A 20682-nucleotide genomic window follows, 5' to 3' on the forward strand; every position below is an offset into this window, starting at 1 on the left:
TGTGGCCACCGCGATCCCGCGGGGTGTCGGCGGCAAGGTGCGAATTCCGATGTCCATTCGTTTGTTCACCACGATTCCCGACTACCGGTAAGCGTGTGGGAGGTGTTCCGTTGATGTCGAATACCGGAAGCCGAAGACGAGTCGCCGATGCCTACTGGAAAGCCGGGCTGCCTTCCATCGAGGGAAGACCTGACCCTCAATGAAGTGACGATCGCGGGCGGGCATGCCCCCGACGGAATCGGGACCAACTCCTATGGAGACGCGAACCCGGGCGGGCCCGGCGGCGGTGTCAAGAACAGGGGCCCACTGATCATCACCGACAGCGTCATCAGCGGCAACACCGCCGGTTCGGGTGGGCCTGGCGCGGACGCGACCGCCACCACCCCGCGAGGGACCGGGGGCAGCGGCGGTTTCGGCGGTAACTCCAACTGCTCCGGCGGCCCGGACGGAAACGGTGCGGCGGCCAAGCCGGGTGGCCGAGGCGGGTCCGCCGGTTACGGTGGGGGTGTCGAGGCCCTCGGTGGCACCGTCCTGCGAATCACCGGTGGCGGTGTGTCCGACAACAGCGCCGGGAGTAGCGGCAAGGGCGGTACGGGCGGTGGCGTCGCAGGCGGTGCGTTCGTGTCGTCCAGCGGGGGCCTGCTGCTGAATCCCGCCACCGTCACGGGCAACCAAGCGGGCCGGGCGGGTACTCCGGGCACTCCGGCTACGGAGGTCGAGGCGGCGGACTCGGAGTGTTCGACGACAACCTCACCCTCGACGAGGTGAAGGTCAGCGACAACGCCGCGGGCGAGTCCGGGGCCGGCTCGTACCCGCAGCCGGCATCCGGTGGCGGCATCCACACGCTGGTGAACGAGGCCGTGGTGAGCGGCAACCGGCCCGACAACTGTGTCTCCCCGGCGGACGTACCTGGCTGCGTCGACGATTTCCGTATCGCCGAGGTCCATGGCCTTGACCGGAGGGCCGCCGCCGAACGGGCCGCGGTCGTCCGCCGGTAGTCGTCAGGAAGGGCCGTTCAGGACGGAGGTGTCCTGAACGGCCCTGTCCTCAGCTCAGCCCGTTGAGACTGATCGCCCTGGCATACCAGAGCGCGCTCTGTTTCGGCGTCCGCCGCTGCGTCGCGTAGTCGACATGGACGAGGCCGAACCGTTTGCCGTACCCCTCGGCCCACTCGAAGTTGTCGAGCAGCGACCAATAGAAATAGCCGCGCAGGTCGACGCCTGCCTCGATCGCCTCGTACGCGGCGCGCAGATGCGAGTCGAGGAAGGCGATCCGGTCGGTGTCCGCGATGTCCCCGCCGATCACCGCGTCCGGATAGGAAGCGCCGTTCTCGGTGATGTACAACGGGATCGGCCGATAGTCGCGGTGGACCTGGAGTAGGCATTCGGTGAGCCGCGAGGGCTGGACCTCCCAGCCGGAGTCGGTGCGGGGCGCCGCTTCGTCGGGTACGAAATGGACGTCGGGGGAGCCGAGCCAGTCGGTGCCCGCCGGTTCGCTGCCGGGCAGCGGGGTGCCCGCGACCTGGTAGCCGCGGTAGTAGTTGACGCCCAGCCAGTCGATCGGAGCGGCGATGGTCGCGAGGTCGCCGTCCCGCACCAGCTCTCCGATACCGAGCGGCGCCAGGTCGGTCAGCAGGTCCCCGGGGTAGGCGCCACGCAGCACCGGATCCAGGAACAGCCGGTTCTGCAGGCCGTCGATCCGGCGCGCGGCCTCGGAGTCCACAGTGGACGAGGGGTCGACCGCCGACACCGGGTACAGGTTCAGCGTGATCCCCGACGACGCGGCCGGCGCGTGCCGCCGCAGGACGTCCATCGCCAGTCCGTGGCCCAGCAGCAGATGGTGCGCGGCCGCGACGGCGGCGCGGGGTTCCTGCCTGCCGGGCGCGTGGATCCCGCGCGCGTAACCCAGCATCGCGGCACACCACGGTTCGTTCAAGGTGGACCAGCGCGGCACCCGGTCGCCCAGGCGTGCGACGACCGTTTCGGCGTATTCGGCGAACCGGAAGGCGGTCTCACGTGCCGCCCAGCCGCCCTCGTCTTCCAGTGACTGGGGGAGATCCCAGTGATACAGCGTCGCCCACGGCTCCACTCCGGCTTCGAGCAGCTTGTCGACGAGCCGGTCGTAGAACGCTAGGCCGCGCGGGTTCGGCGCACCGCCGTCGGGCCGGATCCGCGGCCACGACAGCGAGAAGCGGTACGCGCCGAGCCCGAGCCCTCGCATCAGATCGACGTCTTCGGCATAACGCCGGTAGTGATCGGCGCCCGGCTCCCCGGTGTCACCACCGGCGACGGCGCCGGGGCGGCGGGCGAAGACGTCCCAGATCGAGTCGGTCCGGCCGTCGGCGGCCGTGGCCCCTTCGACCTGGAAGGCCGCGGTGGCGGCGCCCCACACGAATCCGGGCGGGAACAGGAGCGCGGTCTTCGCCCGGACACTGTCGGGATGAGCGGACATGGTCACCCTTTCACGGCACCTTGCATGATCCCGGCCACGATCTGGCGGCCGAGGAGGAGGAAGACGATGAGGATCGGGATGGTGGCCAGGGTGGTCCCGGCCAGCACCAGCGAGTAATCGACGTAATAACCGCTCTGCAGCTTCTCCAGCGCCAGCTGGACGGTGGGGTTGCCGGCGTCCAGCACCACGAGCGGCCAGAGGAAGTCGTTCCACGACGTCATGAACGTGAACATCGCCAGGATCGCCGCCGCCGGCCGGACGGCGGGCAGGCAGACGTTCCAGAAGATCCGGATCATGCTGCAGCCGTCGACGCGCGCCGCCTCGATCAGTTCGTACGGTACGGCGTCCACTGTGTACTGACGCATCCAGAAGACGCCGAACGCGGTCACCAGGTTGGGCACGATCACCGACTGCAATCCGCCTGCCCAGCCGAACTCCGACATCGCCATGAACAACGGGATGATGCCGAGCTGGGTCGGTACGGCGAGGGTGATGACGATGAACACGAACAGCCCGTTCCGCCCACGGAAGCGCAGTTTGGCGAAGGCGAACCCGGCCAGCGACGAGAACAGCACCGTGGTGAGGGTGACCGTGCCGGACACGATCAGGCTGTTCGCGAGCGCCTTCCAGAACGGCACGGTGTCGAACACCCTGGCCGCGTTGGCGAAGAAGTTCCCGCCGGGCAGGAAGGGCGGGACCCGTTCGGTGAGCATCCCGCTGTCCCGGCTGGCGACCAGGAACGACCAGTAGAACGGGAAGAGCGAGCCCAGCACGAAGATCACGAGCACGACGTAGGTCGCCCTGCGTGGCTTGCCCAGTGCCGAGACGCCTCGCTTGAGTCCACTGTGGAGGGCTGTCATTTCTTCTTCACCGCCGTGAGCCTGCCGGTGAGGAAGAAGTTCACCAGCGCGATCAGCACGATGATCACGAACAGCACCCACGCGATCGCCGAGGCATAACCGAGTTCGTAGTTCTCGAAGGCCGTTTGGTACAGGTACAGCGTCACGGTCTGGAACTGGTTGGACGAGCCGCCGTTGTTCGAGCCCGGCATGGCGTCGAACAGCTTGGGCTCGGTGAAGATCTGCAGGCCGCCGATCGTCGAGGTGATCGTGACGAAGATCAGCGTCGGCTTCAGCAAGGGGAGCGTGATGCTGAAGAAGCGGCGTGCGGCGCCCGCGCCGTCGATCAGGGCGGCCTCGTGCAGTTCCTTCGGGATGGCCTGCATCGCCGCGAGCACGATCAGCGCGTTGTACCCGGTCCAGCGCCAGTTCACCATGATCGCGATCGCGGCGTGGCTGCTGAACCGGCCTGCCTGCCAGTCGACCGGGTCGAGTCCGATCGTCTGCAGCAGGCCGTTGACCAGCCCGTACCTCGGCCCGAACAGGTTCGCGAAGATGATCCCGAGCGCCACCAGGCTGGCGGCGTAGGGGAGCAGGATGCCGACGCGCCAGCCCGTCGCCCCGCGGAGCCTGGCGCTCAGCAGCGCCGCCAGGAGCACCGCGATGATCAGCTGCGGAACGCTGGAGAGCAGGAAGATGCTGACGGTGTTCTCGAGCGCGTTCCAGAACTGCGTGTCGGCGAACAACTCCTTGAAGTTGTCCAGCCCGATGAAAACGGGGTTGTCGTCACCCGCCTCCCAGCTGAACAGGGACACGTACGCCGTGTACAGCAGCGGGAACAACCCGACGATCCCGAACACGACGAAGAACGGGGCGATGTAGAGGTACGGCGAGACCTTGACGTCCCACCGGCTCAGCCGATGGCGGAGGGTGGGCCGGGGCGACGTGCGCACCCCGGCCTTCTCCTCGTCCGGCGCGATCTTGTCGACGACGGTCATCGGTCAGCGCGTGATCTTCTTCGCGGCGTCGAGCAGTTGCGTCCAGCCCTCGTCCGCCGACTTGCCCTGTTCGACGGCCTGCAGCGCCGGGCTCGACGCGTTCTCCTGGATCTGGCCGTCACCGGGGCCCTTGTACTGTGGCTTCGCGACCTTCTTCGCCTGCTCGGCGAACAACTGGCCGATCTTGGCGCCGCCGAAGTAGGCGTCGGTCTCGCTCAGCAGCGCCTGGTCCTCCAGTGCCTTGACCTGGCTGGGGAAGGTGCCCTTCGCCTTGAACGCCTTGATCTGCTGTTCGGGCGCGGTCAGCCAGGCGGCGAGTTCGGCCGCCTCCTTCGGGTGCTTCGACTGCGTGGGCACGGTCAGGTACGAGCCGCCCCAGTTCCCGCCGCCACCGGGGAAGGCCGCGGTGACCGCCCATTTGCCGGCGTTTTCGGGCCCCGAGTGCTCCTCGATCACGCCGAGCATCCACGCGGGGCACACCTTCGTCGCGAAGGCGCCCTGCTTGAAACCGGAGTTCCACTCGTTGCTGAACGCGGTCAGCTTGGCCGACTGTCCTTTGGCGACCGCGCCGGTGACCTTGGTCCAGGCGTCCTTGATGCCCTGGTTCGATTCCAGCGTCGGCTTGTCGTCGTTGCCGATGTACCCGGTGGGGAGCTGGTTGACCATGGAGTTGAAGTTCTGGGCGGCCGAGTCGAACCACGCCTTCCCGCCGGTCTTGGCGACGTACTGGTCGCCGGCGGCGAAGTAGCTGTCCCAAGTAGCGAACAAGGGCTTGACCGCTTCGGGGTCGGACGGCATGCCTGCCGCTTCGAGCATGTCCTTGCGGTAGCACATCGCCAGCGGGCCGATGTCCGTCCCGTAGCCGATGACCTTGCCGTCCTTGGTCTTCGCCGCGTCGTACTTCCAGGCGAGCCAGCGGTCGGGGGAGGCCTCCGCCGGGCCGATCTTGGTCAGGTCGTTGAACTTCGAGCCCTTGTCGAGGACGTTCGACAGATGCCCTTCCTCGACGGCGGTGACGTCGGCGAGGCCGGAACCCGCGGCCAGTTTCGTGATCAGATCCTGGTGGTACGGCCCGCCCTGACCGGTCTTGCGGTGGGTGATCTTGATGTTCGGGTGCAGTCGTTCGTACTCGGGAATGAGCTCCTCGTAGCCGAACTCGGTGAACGTCGCCAGCGACAGTTCGATCTTCGCGTTCGGGTCCGACGCGGCGGGGGTCCCGCCGTCGTCACCACCGCACGCCGCCAGTCCGAACGTCGTCATCGTGATACCCAGTGCCAGCACCAGGCCGTTCCGGATGCTTCTCACGGTTCTTAACCCCTTGCGCCGATGGGTTGGTGGACTCTTCTCACGTCTTCGTCCCTTGCTGATGGGGGTGAGGAGAAAATGGGAGCGCTCCCAGGATGCGCAGAGTCTGTCGCCAAGGTATGGCCGTGTCAAGGGCTTGTAATGAGAGTGTTTCCATCAGGGGAGCGCTCTCAGTGTCGTCGCTCGCCGCGCACTAAGCTGTCGGTGTCCGGATGGAGCTGAACAGTGAAGGTGGCGCGGGTGGGGCCTCGACCAGGGGAAGACGGCAGGCCGACACTGGAGGACGTCGCCGCGTCCGCCGGGGTCAGCCGGTCGACGGCGTCCCGCGCGCTGAACGACGACGGCTACGTCAGCGCGCGCTCCCGCGAGAAGGTCCAGGCCGCGGCGCGCGAACTCGGCTATTCCCCGAACCAGGCGGCCAGATCGCTGGTGACCAAACGGACCGGCGCGGTCGCGGTCGTGCTGTCGGAGCCGGAGGCGCGGCTGCTCGACGACCCGTACCGCACCGCGGTCATGCGTGCGGGCTATCGCGAACTCGCCGACGTCGGCTGCCAGATGGTCCTGATCTTCAGTGACACCCGCGAGGATCTCGACCGCACGGTCCGGTTCCTGGACGGCGGGCACGTCGACGGCGTACTGGTCTTCGCGCCGCATCGGACCGATCCGCTGCCCAAGGCGTTGCGGCAGTTGAGGATCCCGGTGGTGTACGGCGGGCAGGCGGCCGGGTTGAAACGCGGTGTCCACGTCGTCGACTTCGACAACGAGGGCGGCGCGAAGCTCGCGGTCGCGCATCTGGTCGAGGCGGGCCATCGCCGGATCGCCACGATCGCGGGCCCGCAGGACCAGAGCGCGGCGATTGATCGGCTCTCCGGCTGGCGCAAGACCCTCCTCGACGCCGGACTCGACCCGGCGGACCTGATGGAGGAAGGCGACTTCACCCTGACCGGCGGCGCGAAGGCGATGGCGAACCTGCTCGCGCGGCGCCCCGACCTCGACGCCGTCTTCGTGGCCAGCGACATGATGGCCCTCGGCGCGCTCCGCACCCTGCATTCCGCCGGACGGCGTATCCCGTCGGACGTCGCCGTCGTCAGCTTCGACGACAACGCGACCCTCGCGCCGGAGATGGACCCGCCGCTGACGTCGGTCCACCAGGACCCGCGCGAGCAGGTGCGCGTGATGGTCGAGACCCTGCTCGCGGTGATGGACGACCGGGATCTCAAGCCCCGCCAGCGGATCTTGCCGGTCTCGCTCACGCATCGCGCCTCCAGCTGAGGCGGTATCACGTCTGCGCCGGACGTGACAGCCCCGCGGGCGGTGTCGCGAAAGCCACTTTCGAGACATCAGACGTCCCGAAAGTGGCTTTCGCGACATGCCACGTTCGACTCACCTCTCGTAATCCGCATCGCCGCCAGCGGCCGCGCGTAGCCGGTTCCGTGACCCGACTGTGACTCGGGGAGCGCTTGACCCGGCACGTGTTATCGCTAACACTTGCGGCACTCGTCACACGGTACCGGGATTGGGAGACAGGCGATGGCGCGCGAAACCACCGAGAGCAAGCAGGCCAGTCTCACCGACGTGGCCGCGCTCGCGGGGGTTTCGCATATGACGGTCTCGCGGGTCATCAACGGCACCGGGCCGGTCCGCGCCGAGACGCGCGTCCGCGTCAACGCCGCCATCGAGCAACTGGACTACCGGCCGAACTCGGTCGCCCGCGCGCTGGTCACCGGCCGCTCGGGCACGCTCGGAGTGGTCGCGCTGGAGGCCAACCTCTACGGTCCGGCCAGCACCTTGAGCGGTATCGAGCACGCCGCCCGCGAAGCCGGCTACGCGACGACCATAACCAGCATCAGCCGTCCGGGCCGGTCGTCCATCACGGACGCGGTGGAGCGCCTGCGGCGCCAGGCCGTCGAAGGCATCGTCGTGATCGCACCGCACGTCACCGCCGCCCGTGCGCTGGAGGCGGCGCCCAGCGACGTGCCGCTCGTCGCGGTCGGCGGCGGGGAGAAGGCGCCGGTGCCGGTGATCTCGGTGGACCAGTACGACGGCGCGCGGCGCGCCACCGAGCACCTTCTCGGCCTCGGTCATCAGACCGTCTGGCACGTGGCCGGCCCCGAAGACTGGCTGGAGGCGCTCGACCGCGAACGTGGCTGGCGCGAGACCCTGCAGCGGCACGGCGCACGGATCCCACCCGTCATCCGCGGTGACTGGAGCGCGCGTTCCGGGTACGCGGCGGGACGGTCCCTCGTCGGCGAACAGGGGCTGGACGCGGTGTTCGTGGCGAACGACCAGATGGCCCTCGGTTTTCTCCGCGCCTGCACCGAAGCAGGGGTGAACGTGCCGGGGGAGATGCGGATCGTCGGCTTCGACGACGTTCCCGAGGCGGCGTACTACACGCCGCCGCTGACGACGGTGCGCCAGGACTTCGTCGAAGTCGGGAGGCGCACGTTCGACCTGCTCCGCCGCCGGATGAACGGCGGGGAGAACCGCGACCGCGACCTGGTGGTCCCCGAACTGATCGTGCGGGAGAGCACCGGCCTTTCGTAGCATCCAGAGCCGTTTTCGAGGCTCAAGGTGTGAGTGTTAACGCTAACTCAACTGATCAGTGCGGATCTAGGAGTCGATGTGGCAAGAAAACCGTGGACGGCGATCGTGGCCGGAGTGGCCGGGCTGCTCCTGCTCTCCGCGTGCGGCGGTGGCGGCGGGACGGGTGGTGGCGGCGCCCTCACCCTCGGCTTCGCCCAGGTGGGCGCGGAAAGCGGCTGGCGCACGGCGAACACGAAGTCGATCCAGGAGTCCGCGAAGGCGGCCGGGATCGAGCTGAAGTTCTCCGACGCGCAGCAGAAGCAGGAGAACCAGATCGCCGCGATCCGGTCCTACATCCAGCAGAAGGTGAAGGTGATCGCCTTCTCGCCGGTCGTGGAATCAGGCTGGGACACCGTGCTCAAGGAGGCGAAGACGGCGAACATCCCGGTGATCCTGACCGACCGGGCCGTCGACTCGCCGGACAAGTCGCTGTACAAGACCTTCCTCGGTTCGGACTTCGTCGCCGAGGGCAAGAAGGCGGGCGAGTGGCTGGCCAAGGAGTTCGGCTCCGCGGCGGGTGACGTCAGCATCGTGGAACTTCAGGGCACCACCGGTTCCGCGCCGGCGAACGACCGCAAGAAGGGATTCGCCGACGTCATCTCGTCGAACCCGAGGTTCAAGGTCGTCGCTTCGCAGACCGGTGAGTTCACCCGGGCCAAGGGCAAGGAGGTCATGGAGGCCTTCCTGAAGTCCCAGCCCAAGATCGACGTGCTGTACGCGCACAACGACGACATGGCGCTCGGCGCCATCGAAGCGATCGAGGCGGCCGGGAAGGTGCCCGGCAAGGACATCAAGATCGTCTCGGTCGACGGCGTCCGCGACGCCCTGCAGGCACTGGCCGACGGCAAGATCAACCACGTCGTCGAATGCAACCCGCTGCTCGGACCGCAGCTGATGGACCTGGTGAAGAAGGTCGCCGCCGGTGAGCAGGTCCCTCCGCGCATCGAGACCACCGAGACCGAATTCGACCAGGCCGCCGCGAAGGCCGCGCTGCCGCAACGCCAGTACTGAGCCGATGACAGAACCCCTCGCGATGCTGCGGATGAGCCACATCCGGAAGGAGTTCCCCGGCGTGGTCGCCCTCGACGACGTCTCCTTCCGGATGTTCCCCGGCGAAGTGCACGCCCTGATGGGCGAGAACGGTGCCGGGAAGTCCACCCTGATCAAGGTGCTCACCGGCGTTCACGGGGTGGACGCGGGCACGATCGAACTCGACGGCTCCCCGGTCGCGTTCAGCGGCCCGGGAGAGGCACAGCGCTCCGGCGTTAGCACCGTCTACCAGGAAGTGAACCTCTGCCCGAACCTGTCGGTGGCGGAGAACATCTGCCTCGGCAAGGAGCCGCGACGGCGCGGCCGCATCGACTGGCGTGAGACACGCCGCCGGGCGGCCGCGCTGCTGGCCAGGCTGGACGTCGAGGTGGACGTTTCGGCCGAGCTGGGCGGCTGCTCGATCGCGGTGCAGCAACTGGTCGCGATCGCCAGGGCGCTCGACGTCGACGCGCGGGTTCTCGTGCTCGACGAACCGACGTCCAGTTTGGACGCAGGCGAGGTCGTGCAGCTGCTGAAGGTGGTGCGTTCGCTGCGGGATCAGGGGATGGCGATCCTGTTCGTCTCCCATTTCATCGAGCAGGTCTTCGCCGTCGCGGACCGGATGACGGTGCTGCGCAACGGGAAGCTGATCGGCGAGTACCGCACGGAGGAGATCACCCCGGTCGACCTGGTCACCAGGATGATCGGCAAGGAACTCGAAGCACTCGAAGACATCGAGGACGCGGGCCACAGCCGGCACGACCTCGCCGGAGCGCCGGTGTTCCTCGAAGCGGGCGACGTCGGCCGCAAGGGCGGTGTCGCGCCGTTCTCGCTCGACATCCGGGCGGGCGAGGTCGTCGGCCTCGCCGGGTTGCTCGGTTCGGGCCGCACCGAACTGGCGCGGCTGCTGTTCGGCGCCGATCACGCGGACAGCGGTTCCGTGCGGATCGACGGCGAGCCGGTGTCGCTGAAGACGCCGCGGACCGGACTCGACCACCGCATCGCGTTCTGTTCGGAGAACCGCAAGACCGAAGGCCTCGTCGAGGAACTCACCGTGCGCGAGAACATCGTGCTCGCGTTGCAGGCCTCGCGAGGCTGGGCGCGGCCGATCCCGCGGCGGCGGCAGGACGAGATCGCCGAACGCTACATCGAAATGCTCGACATCCGGCCCGCCAACGCGGAAGCGAAGGTCGGTGACCTGAGCGGCGGCAACCAGCAGAAGGTGCTGCTCGCGAGGTGGCTGATCACCGAACCGCGGTTGCTGATCCTCGACGAGCCGACCCGCGGCATCGACATCGGCGCCAAGACGGAGATCCAACGGCTGGTCGCCCGGCTCTCGCGTGAGGGGATGGCCGTCGTGTTCATCTCCGCCGAACTCGAGGAGGTGCTGCGGTTGAGCCACCGGGTCGTCGTGCTGCGCGACCGTGCGGTGGTCGCCGTACTGGACAACGAATCGCTGACCGCGGACCGCGTCATGGCGACGATGGCCGAAGGAGTCGCACGATGACCAAGCATCGGCTGTTCTGGCCCGTGGTCGCGCTGCTGGCGCTGCTGCTCGGCGACCTCATCGTCCATCCGGCGTTCTTCGCGATCGAATTCCGCGACGGGCATCTCTACGGGAACCTGATCGACATCCTGAAGAACGGCGCCCCGCTGATCCTCATCGCGATCGGCATGACCCTGGTGGTGGCGACGCGGGGGATCGACCTCTCCGTCGGCGCGGTGGTCGCGATCAGCGGCGCGCTCGCCTGCCTGCACATCAGCGGACTCGGTGATCAGAACAGCCTCGGCGGGACGCTCGCCGCGGTCGGGATGGCGTTGGGGCTGGCCCTCGCGCTCGGCGTGTGGAACGGCTGGCTCGTCGCGGTCCTGGGCATCCAGCCGATCATCGCGACGCTGATCCTGATGGTCGCGGGCCGCGGTATCGCCCAGCTGATCACCGGCGGCCAGATCATCACCGTCAATTCGCATCCCTACGAGTGGATCGGCAGCGGGTTCACCTTCGGCCTGCCCAGCGCGATCCTCATCGCGCTGGCGGTGTTCGCCATCGCCGCCGTGCTGGTCCGCCGGTCGGCGCTGGGACTGCTGGTCGAATCGGTGGGCGGCAACCCGGAGGCGGGCAGGCTCGCCGGGCTCCGGTCGGCCCGGCTGATCTGGCTCACCTACGTCTTCTGCGCGCTCTGCGCCGGCATCGCCGGACTGATGATCAGCGCGAACGTGCACAGCGCCGACGGGAACAACGCCGGACAGTTCATCGAACTCGACGCGATCCTCGCCGTCGTCATCGGCGGGACGCTGCTGACCGGTGGCCGGTTCTCGCTCACCGGATCGGTGATCGGCGCGTTGCTCATCCAGACGTTGACGACCACCGTCTACGCGCTCGGCATCGCGCCGCAGTCGATCATGCTCTTCAAGGCCGTGGTCGTGCTGGCGGTCTGCCTGCTGCAGTCGCCGGTGTTCCGCAAGAAGCTCGCGAGGCGGCGGAAAGCGGTCCCGCCGCCTGCCGCCGTCGTGCCGGAGAAGGTGGAGGCCGGGGTATGACGACACTCGACCGCATCAAGGGCTATCGGCCGAGGCAGCGGCACCTGCCGATCCTGGCGACGATGGCGATGCTCATCGGCGCGTACATCTACGGCGCGTCGAGCTACACGGCGTTCGGTTCCGGGCAGGTCGTGCTCGACCTGTTCATCAACAACGCGTTCCTGCTGGTCGTCGCCGTCGGGATGACGTTCGTGATCCTCACCGGCGGGATCGACCTGTCGGTGGGTTCGGTCGTTGCGCTGTCCACAGTGGTCTCCGCCGACCTGCTGCAGAACCAGGGCTGGCCGGTTTTCGCGGTGATCCCCGCGGTCCTGGCGATCGGCGCGGCGCTGGGCTTCGGGATGGGTGTGCTGATCCAGGTCTTCGAGATCCAGCCGTTCATCGCGACGCTCATCGGGATGTTCTTCGCCAGGGGGCTCTGCTACACGATCAGCACCCAGGCTTACTCGATCGACGACCCGACGGTCGCGAGCCTCGCGCAGACGCAGATCCCGCTCGGCGGGGAGCTGCACATCTCGATCGGCGTGGTCGTCGCGCTGGTCGTGGTCGCCGTCGCCGCGTACGTCCTTTACGGAACGCGGTTCGGCAGGACGGTCTACGCGATCGGCGGTAACCCGAAGTCCGCGCTGCTGATGGGCCTGAACGTCGGCCGCACGCGGATCTCGGTCTACACGCTCAGCGGGTTCTGCTCGGCGCTCGGCGGTCTGCTCCTGGTGCTGTACAAGTCTTCCGGCGATCCGCTCAACGGCGTCGGGCTGGAACTGACCGCGATCGCGGCCGTCGTCATCGGTGGCACGTTGCTCACCGGCGGTTCCGGCTACGTCCTCGGGACGGTGCTCGGGATCATGGTGCTGGGCATCATCCAGACCCTGATCACCTTCGACGGCACGCTGAACTCCTGGTGGACGTCGATCATCACCGGCGCGCTGCTGTTCGTTTTCATCGTCCTCCAACGCCTCGTCGGCAGGCGGACCACGTGACTCGCGTGATCAGGGGCGTAACTCGCGTGATCAGAGCCGGATCGGCTGGAGACACGTGAGTTACGGCTCCGAACACGCGAGTTACGGCTTCAAGCACGCGTGGTCGTGGTTTTCGGCCAGAAATGTGAACGCTAACAATGCGGGAGAAGAAGTGAGTACAGGGGAGCCGCTGGTCGTCGGCGTCGACTTCGGGACGCTGTCCGGCCGGGCCGTCGTGGTCCGCGTCCGCGACGGCGCGGAACTGGGCAGCGCGGTTTCGGAGTACCGGCACGGCGTGATCGACCGGATCCTGCCCGAGACCGGGCACGGTCTGCCGCCGGACTGGGCGCTGCAGGTGCCGTCGGACTACGTCGACGTCCTCCGCACCGCTGTGCCGGAAGCCGTCCGGGCCGCCGGCGCGGATCCCGCCGACGTGATCGGCCTCGGCACCGACTTCACCGCGTGCACGATGGTGCCGACCACGGCCGACGGCACGCCGCTGTGCGAACTTCCCGAGTTCGCCGGGAATCCGCATGCCTACGTGAAGCTGTGGCGGCACCATTCCGCGCAGCCGCAGGCCGACCGGATCAACGCGCTGGCGCGCGAGCGCGATGAGTCTTGGCTCCCGCGCTACGGCGGGCTGATCTCCTCGGAGTGGGAGTTCGCCAAGGCGCTGGAGGTCTTCGAAGAGGCGCCCGAGGTCTACGACCGGATGCGGCACTGGGTCGAACTCGCCGACTGGATCGTCTGGCAGCTCACCGGGACCTACGTGCGCAACGCGTGCACCGCCGGGTACAAGGGGATTCTGCAGGACGGCCGCTATCCGAGCGCCGAGTTCCTGGAGGAGCTCGCGCCCGGCTTCGGGTCCTTCGTGGACGACAAGCTCGTCCATCCGCTGGGTGCTCTCGGCGCCAAGGCGGGAGGCCTGAGCGCCCAGGCGGCGGAATGGACCGGGTTGCCGGAAGGGATCGCGGTCGCCGTCGGCAACGTCGACGCGCATGTCACCGCGCCCGCCGTCCAAGCGGTGGAGCCGGGGCAGATGGTCGCGATCATGGGCACCTCCACCTGCCATGTGATGAACGGCGCCGAACTGCGCGAGGTGCCGGGGATGTGCGGCGTCGTCGACGGCGGGATCGTTTCCGGGCAGTGGGGTTACGAGGCGGGCCAGAGCGGCGTCGGCGACATCTTCGCGTGGTTCGTCGAGCACGGCGTCCCGGCGTCCTATGTGGACGATTCCAGGGAAGCGGGGATCTCCGTCCACGAGTTGCTCACCCGGCTCGCCTCGCTGCAGGAGATCGGTGAGCACGGTCTCGTCGCGCTCGACTGGCACAGCGGGAACCGGTCGGTGCTGGTCGACCACGAACTGTCCGGCGTCGTCGTCGGGCAGACGCTCGCGACCCGCGCCGAGGACACCTATCGCGCGCTGCTGGAAGCGACCGCGTTCGGCACCAGGACGATCATCGAGACCTTCGAGCGCGCCGGGGTGCCGGTCACCGAACTGATCGTCGCCGGTGGCCTGGTCAAGAATCCGCTGCTGATGCAGATCTACGCCGACGTGACGAACCTGCCGCTCTCGGTGGCGGGCTCCGCGCAGAGCCCCGCGCTGGGCTCGGCGATCCACGCCGCCGTCGCCGCCGGAGCGCATCCGGACGTCCCGGCCGCGGCGCTCGCGATGGGCTCGGTCCGCCGCGCGGTCCACCGCCCGATCGCCGAAAACGTGAAGGCCTACGACGACCTCTACGCCGAGTACGCCGCGCTGCACGACTACTTCGGCCGCGGCGTCAACGACGTCATGCACCGGCTCGCCGCCGGTCGCCGTGCCGCCAGGAAAGGACAGCACCGATGAGTCTCGCCGTGGAGATCACGGACACCTTCGAAGAACTGCGGGACACCGTCGCCCGGTTGCACAGTGAGCTGACTCGCTACGAGCTGGTCATCTGGACCGCGGGCAACGTGTCGGCGCGCGTCCCCGGGCACGACCTGATGGTGATCAAACCGTCCGGCGTGTCCTACGCCGACCTGACCGCCGACACGATGGTCGTCACCGACCTGTACGGCGAAGTCGTCCACGGCGACCTGGCGCCGTCATCGGACACGGCCGCACACGCCTACGTCTACCGGCACATGCCGGAGGTCGGCGGTGTCGTGCACACGCATTCGACGTATGCGACCGCGTGGGCCGCTGTCGGCGAACCGATCCCGTGCGTGCTCACGATGATCGCGGACGAGTTCGGCGGGGAGATCCCGGTCGGGCCGTTCGCCTTGATCGGCGACGACTCGATCGGCAGGGGCATCGTCGAGACGCTGCGGTCCAGCCGCTCGCCCGCGGTGCTGATGCGCAACCACGGCCCGTTCACCGTCGGCCGCACGGCACGGGACGCGGTCAAGGCCGCGGTGATGGTCGAGGACGTCGCGAAGACCGTCCACATCGCTTCCGCGCTGGGAACGCCGGAGCCACTGTCCGAACAGGACGTGGACCGGCTCTACGCGCGCTACCAGAACGTCTACGGCCAGCAGGGAGAGAAGTGAGCACACAGCGGAAGACCGAGGTCTGGTTCCTCACCGGGAGCCAGGCGCTCTACGGCGAGGAGACCCTCGAACAGGTCGCGGGCCAGTCGTTGCAGATCCAGCGGATGCTGGCCGACACCGGCCGGATCTCGGCCGGGATCGTCGCCAAGCCGGTGCTGACCGAGCCGTCGGCGATCCGGCGCGTGATGCTCGAGGCGAACGCGGACGACGCCTGTGTCGGCGTGATCGCCTGGATGCACACGTTCTCGCCGGCGAAGATGTGGATCACCGGCCTGGACGCGCTGCGGAAACCCTTGCTGCATCTGCACACGCAGCTCAACGAGGCGCTGCCGTGGCAGTCCATCGACATGGACTTCATGAACCTGAACCAGGCCGCCCACGGCGACCGCGAGTTCGGCTACATCCAGACCCGGCTCGGGGTGCCGCGCAAGACCATCGCCGGGCACGCGGCGGATCCGTCGGTCGCCGACCGGATCGACGCCTGGGTCCGCGCGGCGGTCGGCCGCCAGACGATCGGTTCGCTCAAGCTCGCGCGGTTCGGTGACAACATGCGCGACGTCGCGGTCACCGACGGGGACAAGGTCGAGGCGGAGCTGAAGTTCGGCGTCTCGGTGAACACCTACGGCGTCAACGAACTCGTCGCACTGGTCGACGCGGTGCCCGACGCCGAGGTCGACACGCTCGTCGAGGAATACGCCGACTCGTACGCGCTCGCGCCGGAGCTGGCCGAGGCGGGGGAGCGGCACGAGTCGCTGCGGTACGCCGCTCGGATCGAGAAGGGGCTTCGCACGTTCCTGACGGACGGCGGTTTCGGGGCGTTCACCACGAACTTCGAGGATCTCGGTGGACTGCGGCAGCTCCCGGGGCTCGCGGTGCAGCGGCTGATGGCCGACGGCTACGGCTTCGGCGGCGAGGGGGACTGGAAGACGTCCGCGCTGCTGACCGCGGTGAAGGCGATGGGCCGCGACTCCGAGCGCGGAACGTCGTTCATGGAGGACTACACCTACCACTTCGGGCCCGGCGAGCCGAAGATCCTCGGCGCGCACATGCTCGAAGTCTGCCCGACCATCGCCGCCGCCAAGCCTTCGTGCGAGATCCACCCGCTCGGCATCGGCGGCCGCGAAGATCCCGTCCGCCTGGTGTTCGACGCCGCCGCCGGTGACGCCGTCGTGATCGGCCTCGCCGACCTCGGCGACCGGTTCCGCCTGGTGGCCAACGAGGTCGAGGTCGTCGCGCCGGATGAGCCGCTGCCGAATCTGCCGGTGGCGCGCGCGGTGTGGAAGCCGGCGCCGTCGCTGGCGACGTCCGCCGAAGCCTGGATCACCGCGGGCGGACCGCACCACACGGTGCTCACGCAGGCCGTCGGAGCCGAATCGATCCGGGATTTCGCCACCATGCTCGACGTCGAGCTGCTGGTGATCGACCAGACCACGACCTCCGCCTCGATCGCCGACCGGATGCGCTGGAACCAGGCCTATCACCGGCTCGCACAAGGATTCTGATCGGTCCCCACCGGAGAGAAGGAACAATGAAGTTCACGAAACTGGCCACACTGGCCGTGGCGGTCGGCCTCGGTGCCGCGCTCACGGCCTGCGGTTCGAGTGAGAAGACCGTCGATCAGCAGGCGGCCGCGGGAGGTGCCGCGGGCGGCCTCGTCGGCGTCACCATGCCGACCAAGTCGTCGGAGCGCTGGATCCACGACGGCGACAACATCAAGGCGGCGCTGGAGAAGCTGGGTTACCAGGTCGACCTGCAGTACGCCGAGGACGACATCCCCACCCAGGTGAACCAGATCGAGAACCAGATCACCAAGGGCGCGAAACTGCTCGTGATCGCCTCGATCGACGGCACCGCGATCACCACCCAGCTGCAGGAGGCCGCGGACAAGAAGATCCCGGTCATCGCCTATGACCGGCTGATCCGCAACACCCCGAACGTCGACTACTACGCGACCTTCGACAACTTCAAGGTCGGCGTGCAGCAGGCGACGTCGCTGCTGACCGGGTTGAAGGTGCTCAAGGAGGACGGTTCGCCCGGTGAGGGCAAGGGACCGTTCAACGTCGAGCTCTTCGCCGGTTCGCCGGACGACAACAACGCGACGTTCTTCTTCAACGGCGCCATGTCCGTGCTGAAGCCGTATCTGGACAACGGGACGCTGGTCGTCAAGAGCGGCCAGACCGCGTTCAACGTCGCGGCGATCCTGCGCTGGCAGGCGGCGACCGCGCAGCGGCGGATGGAAGACCTGCTGACCAAGACCTACAGCTCAGGCGACAAGGTGCAGGGCGTGCTCTCGCCGTACGACGGGCTCTCCATCGGCATCCTCTCGGCGCTGAAGAGCAACGGCTACGGCACCCCGGGCCAGCCGTACCCCGTGGTCACCGGCCAGGACGCCGAGGTCGCGTCGGTGAAGTCGATCATCGCGGGTGAGCAGTACTCGACGATCTTCAAGGACACCCGCAAACTCGCCGAGACCACGGTGAAGATGGCCGACGCGGTGCTCAAGGGCGGCAAGGCCGAGACCAACAACACCACCGACTACAACAACGGCCAGAAGGTTGTCCCGGCGTTCCTGCTGGAGTCGGTGATCCTCAACAAGGGCAACTACCAGAAGGAACTCATCGACTCGGGCTACTACAAAGCGGAACAGCTGAGGTAGCGACGTGACCGACGAAATCCTTCGGATGCGGGGGATCACCAAGACCTTCCCCGGCGTGAAGGCGCTGCAGGACGTCAACCTGTCGGTGCGCCGGGGCGAGATCCACGCGATCTGTGGTGAGAACGGCGCGGGCAAGTCCACGCTGATGAAGGTGCTCTCGGGCGTCTACGCGCACGGCTCGTACGACGGTGAGATCGTCTTCGACGGCGAGCCGTGCGCGTTCTCCGCGATCCGCGACAGCGAACGCCGCGGGATCGTGATCATCCACCAGGAACTCGCGCTGTGCCAGCAGCTGTCCATCGCGGAGAACATCTTCCTCGGCAACGAGAAGGCGCGCGGAGGGCTGATCGACTGGAACCGGACCAACTCCGAGGCGGGCGAGCTGCTGCGGCGCGTCGGCCTGCGGGAGAACCCGGTGACGCCGGTGCTCGACATCGGTGTGGGCAAACAGCAGCTGGTCGAGATCGCCAAGGCACTGTCCAAAGAGGTCAAACTGCTGATCCTGGACGAGCCGACGGCGGCGTTGAACGACGACGATTCGGCGCATCTGCTCGAACTGCTGCGCGGCCTGCGCGACGACGGCGTCACCTGCGTCCTGATCTCGCACAAGCTCAACGAGATCGCCGCGATCGCCGATTCGATCACCATCCTGCGGGACGGCAGGACGATCGAGACGCTCGACGCGAGCACGGTGACCGAGGACCGGATCATCGCGGGGATGGTCGGCCGGAAGCTGGAGAACCGGTTCCCGCCGAGGGAACCGCGGATCGGCGACGAGGTTCTCCGGATCGAGGACTGGACCGTGCACAGCCCGACGCAGCACGGCCGGGTGGTCGTGGACGGCGCGAGCCTGACGTTGCGGCGCGGCGAGATCGTCGGGCTGGCGGGACTGATGGGCGCCGGCCGGACCGAGCTCGCGATGAGCGTCTTCGGCCGTTCGTACGGCAAGGACATCTCCGGTCGCCTGATCAAGGACGGCAAGGAGATCGAGGTGCGCACGGTCGGCGACGCCGTCGCGAACGGGATCGCGTACGCCACCGAAGACCGCAAACGCTACGGGCTCAACCTCATCGAGGACATCCAGCGCAACATCTCCGGCGCGGCGCTGGGCAAACTCGCCCGGCGCGGCTGGGTGGACGAGAACGAAGAACACCGTGTCGCCGAAGAATTCCGCAAGAGCATGAACATCAAGGCCCCGGACGTGCGCAGCGTGACCGGCACGCTCTCCGGCGGCAACCAGCAGAAGGTCGTGCTGTCCAAATGGATCCTCACCGATCCGGACGTGCTGATCCTCGACGAGCCCACCCGCGGCATCGACGTCGGCGCGAAGTACGAGATCTACACGATCGTCAACCGGCTCGCCGACGAGGGGAAGGCCGTCCTGGTCATCTCGTCCGAGCTGCCGGAGCTGCTCGGTCTGTGCGACCGGATCTACACGCTGTCGGCGGGCCGGATCACCGGTGAGGTCGGCCGGGCCGAGGCCACCCAAGAGGTCCTCATGCGGGCGATGACCAGGGAACAGGAGTAAGACATGAGCACCGCCTCCGCCGACACCGTCACCGGTGTCCCGGACCAGCAGGGAGCCGGGCAGCCCAGGGCGCCGCGCCGGATCTCGTTCAACCCGCGCGAGAGCGGCATCTACGTCGCGTTCGCGCTGATCGTCGTGTTGTTCTCGATCCTCACCGGCGGCGCGCTGCTGGAACCGCAGAACATCTCGAACCTGATCGTACAGAACTCGTACGTGCTGATCCTCGCGATCGGCATGATCCTGATCATCATCGCCGGGCACATCGACCTGTCGGTGGGTTCCGTGGTGGCGCTGACCGGCGCGATCTCGGCCGTGCTGATGGTGAACATGGGTATGGCGTGGCCGATCGCGCTGCTGATCACGCTGGCCGTCGGCGCGGTGATCGGCGCATGGCAAGGGTATTGGGTCGCCTACTTCGGCATCCCCGCGTTCATCGTGACCCTGGCGGGAATGCTGATCTTCCGCGCGCTGACCCTCACCGTGCTCGGGAACCAGGGGATCGGCCCCTTCCCGGACGAGGTGCGGACGCTGGCGAACGGGTTCACCGGTGGGTATCTCGGCAATATCGGGCTCGGCCCGCTCGGCGGCGCCGACGTCGTCAGCCTCCTGGTGGGCGCGCTGGCGATCGCGGGCGCGGTCGTCTCCCGGTGGCGCAAGCGGACGGCCCGGCTGAACTACCTGCAGGAGGTGGACCCGCTGCCGATGTTCCTGCTGAAGATCGTCGCGGCGGCCGCCGTGGTGCTGTTCGTGGTGGTGCAGCTGGCACGGTACAAGAACCTGCCGTGGGTGCTGATCCTGCTGTCCGTGCTGGTGATCGGCTACTCGCTGGTGACGACGCGCGCGGTGTTCGGCCGCCACATCTACGCGATCGGGGGGAACCTCCAGGCGGCGACGCTGTCCGGGGTGAAGGTCAAGTCCGTGACGTTCTGGATCTTCGTCAACATGGGCGTGCTGTCGGCGCTCGCCGGGATCATCGTGGCCGGACGGCTCAACCAGGCCGGACCGACCGCGGGCAACATGTTCGAACTCGACGCGATCGCCGCGGCGTTCATCGGCGGCGCCGCGGTGCAGGGCGGCGTCGGCAAGGTGGTCGGCGCGATCACCGGCGGTCTCATCATGGGCGTGATCAACAACGGTATGTCCCTCATCGGCGCGCCGACGGAGAGCGTGAACCTGGTCAAGGGTTTCGTGCTGCTCGCCGCCGTCGCGTACGACATCTGGACGAAACGGCGGGCCCGGACCGTCGCCTGACGGTCGTGAGTGT

18 protein-coding genes are annotated in these 20682 nt (G+C 67.9%); 14 read left to right on the forward strand and 4 right to left on the reverse strand.

What is annotated here, in order from left to right:
• Nucleotides 1–204 precede the first annotated feature (204 nt).
• Nucleotides 205–768: a hypothetical protein gene (locus tag CVV72_RS06680; protein ID WP_219151535.1), complete on the forward strand. Its 564-nt coding sequence runs from the start codon at nt 205–207 to the stop codon at nt 766–768.
• Nucleotides 735–998, forward strand: a complete 264-nt coding sequence (locus CVV72_RS06685) for a hypothetical protein (RefSeq protein WP_219151536.1) — start codon at nt 735–737, stop codon at nt 996–998. Before CVV72_RS06680 ends, CVV72_RS06685 begins: the two co-directional genes overlap by 34 nt.
• Nucleotides 999–1047: 49 nt before the next feature.
• On the opposite strand, the gene CVV72_RS06690 is transcribed toward CVV72_RS06685, so the two are convergent.
• From CVV72_RS06690 to CVV72_RS06705, 4 genes are read right to left on the reverse strand one after another with little or no spacing between them, the layout of a single operon-like run.
• Nucleotides 1048–2451, reverse strand: coding sequence for a GH1 family beta-glucosidase (locus CVV72_RS06690; RefSeq protein ID WP_219151537.1), 1404 nt, complete (start codon nt 2449–2451; stop codon nt 1048–1050).
• Nucleotides 2452–2453: 2 nt separating this feature from the next.
• Complete coding sequence (locus CVV72_RS06695) at nt 2454–3311, reverse strand: carbohydrate ABC transporter permease (RefSeq protein WP_219151538.1); 858 nt, start codon at nt 3309–3311, stop codon at nt 2454–2456.
• Nucleotides 3308–4288 (reverse strand): carbohydrate ABC transporter permease, encoded by a 981-nt coding sequence (locus CVV72_RS06700; protein ID WP_219151539.1) that lies wholly within the window; start codon nt 4286–4288, stop codon nt 3308–3310. The genes CVV72_RS06695 and CVV72_RS06700 overlap by 4 nt, the downstream gene beginning before the upstream one ends.
• 3 nt (nt 4289–4291) lie before the next feature.
• Nucleotides 4292–5593 carry an extracellular solute-binding protein gene (locus tag CVV72_RS06705; RefSeq protein WP_219151540.1) on the reverse strand — a complete coding sequence of 434 codons (1302 nt, stop codon included), beginning with the start codon at nt 5591–5593 and terminating at the stop codon, nt 4292–4294.
• A gap of 225 nt (nt 5594–5818) precedes the next feature.
• On the opposite strand from CVV72_RS06705, the gene CVV72_RS06710 reads away from it, so the two are divergent.
• From CVV72_RS06710 to mmsB, 12 genes are all read left to right on the forward strand, one after another.
• Nucleotides 5819–6865 (forward strand): LacI family DNA-binding transcriptional regulator, encoded by a 1047-nt coding sequence (locus CVV72_RS06710; RefSeq protein WP_219151541.1) that lies wholly within the window; start codon nt 5819–5821, stop codon nt 6863–6865.
• A 258-nt stretch (nt 6866–7123) separates the two neighbouring features.
• A complete protein-coding gene (locus CVV72_RS06715) occupies nt 7124–8137 on the forward strand; it encodes a LacI family DNA-binding transcriptional regulator (protein ID WP_219151542.1) in 1014 nt (337 codons plus the stop codon).
• Nucleotides 8138–8215: 78 nt separating this feature from the next.
• Nucleotides 8216–9187 (forward strand): ABC transporter substrate-binding protein, encoded by a 972-nt coding sequence (locus CVV72_RS06720; protein ID WP_219151543.1) that lies wholly within the window; start codon nt 8216–8218, stop codon nt 9185–9187.
• 22 nt (nt 9188–9209) lie between these two features.
• Nucleotides 9210–10712 (forward strand): sugar ABC transporter ATP-binding protein, encoded by a 1503-nt coding sequence (locus CVV72_RS06725; protein WP_219153852.1) that lies wholly within the window; start codon nt 9210–9212, stop codon nt 10710–10712.
• The gene (locus CVV72_RS06730) at nt 10709–11746 is read left to right on the forward strand and encodes an ABC transporter permease (RefSeq protein ID WP_219151544.1); all 1038 of its coding nucleotides are present in this window, start codon (nt 10709–10711) and stop codon (nt 11744–11746) included. The genes CVV72_RS06725 and CVV72_RS06730 overlap by 4 nt, the downstream gene beginning before the upstream one ends.
• Nucleotides 11743–12726: a galactofuranose ABC transporter, permease protein YjfF gene (gene yjfF / locus CVV72_RS06735; RefSeq protein ID WP_219151545.1), complete on the forward strand. Its 984-nt coding sequence runs from the start codon at nt 11743–11745 to the stop codon at nt 12724–12726. The genes CVV72_RS06730 and yjfF overlap by 4 nt, the downstream gene beginning before the upstream one ends.
• Nucleotides 12727–12877: 151 nt before the next feature.
• Nucleotides 12878–14551 carry a ribulokinase gene (gene araB / locus CVV72_RS06740; RefSeq protein WP_219151546.1) on the forward strand — a complete coding sequence of 558 codons (1674 nt, stop codon included), beginning with the start codon at nt 12878–12880 and terminating at the stop codon, nt 14549–14551.
• The gene (locus tag CVV72_RS06745; RefSeq protein ID WP_219151547.1) at nt 14548–15234 is read left to right on the forward strand and encodes an L-ribulose-5-phosphate 4-epimerase; all 687 of its coding nucleotides are present in this window, start codon (nt 14548–14550) and stop codon (nt 15232–15234) included. Before araB ends, CVV72_RS06745 begins: the two co-directional genes overlap by 4 nt.
• Nucleotides 15231–16736 (forward strand): L-arabinose isomerase, encoded by a 1506-nt coding sequence (gene araA / locus CVV72_RS06750; RefSeq protein WP_219151548.1) that lies wholly within the window; start codon nt 15231–15233, stop codon nt 16734–16736. The genes CVV72_RS06745 and araA overlap by 4 nt, the downstream gene beginning before the upstream one ends.
• 26 nt (nt 16737–16762) lie before the next feature.
• Nucleotides 16763–17890, forward strand: a complete 1128-nt coding sequence (gene chvE, locus CVV72_RS06755) for a multiple monosaccharide ABC transporter substrate-binding protein (RefSeq protein ID WP_219151549.1) — start codon at nt 16763–16765, stop codon at nt 17888–17890.
• Between the two features lie 4 nt (nt 17891–17894).
• Nucleotides 17895–19418, forward strand: coding sequence for a multiple monosaccharide ABC transporter ATP-binding protein (mmsA, locus tag CVV72_RS06760; protein ID WP_198935859.1), 1524 nt, complete (start codon nt 17895–17897; stop codon nt 19416–19418).
• 3 nt (nt 19419–19421) lie between these two features.
• Nucleotides 19422–20669: a multiple monosaccharide ABC transporter permease gene (mmsB, locus tag CVV72_RS06765; RefSeq protein WP_219151550.1), complete on the forward strand. Its 1248-nt coding sequence runs from the start codon at nt 19422–19424 to the stop codon at nt 20667–20669.
• The last annotated feature ends 13 nt before the right edge of the window (nt 20670–20682 follow it).

The organism is Amycolatopsis sp. TNS106 (genome assembly GCF_019330265.1).
GTDB classification, from domain to species: Bacteria; Actinomycetota; Actinomycetes; order Mycobacteriales; family Pseudonocardiaceae; genus Amycolatopsis; species Amycolatopsis lurida.